Here is a 295-nt window from a genome sequence, read left to right as displayed (position 1 = left end):
GGTCTGGGCGATCAGGTCGGAGGCCATGGCCTCCAGCGCGGAGATCACCGGTTCCTTGGCCGCCTCCATGATGGCGTCCAGCAGCTGCTTGGCGACCTCCTTGAGGATGCGGCGCACGATCTCACGGGTGGCCACCGTGCCGGCCGCCGCGCCGATCTCGGACAGACCCAGCGTGAAGGGCGCCGCGGCCTGGGCCGCGATGATTTCGGCGGCCAGGATCACCAGCTGCGTGATCACCGCGATCTTCATGCCGATGACCAGCGCGGCCGCGGCCTCCAGGGTGAAGGCGATGACC

1 pseudogene is annotated in these 295 nt (G+C 69.5%); it reads right to left on the bottom strand.

What is annotated here, in order from left to right:
• Positions 1 to 295 (bottom strand): annotated as a pseudogene (locus tag IH45_RS0142830) (hypothetical protein); the annotation flags it as partial.

Source organism: Streptomyces rimosus subsp. rimosus (assembly GCF_000720725.1).
Classification (GTDB): Bacteria; Actinomycetota; Actinomycetes; order Streptomycetales; family Streptomycetaceae; genus Streptomyces; species Streptomyces rimosus_A.
This window is presented reverse-complemented; position numbering and strand designations above follow the sequence as displayed.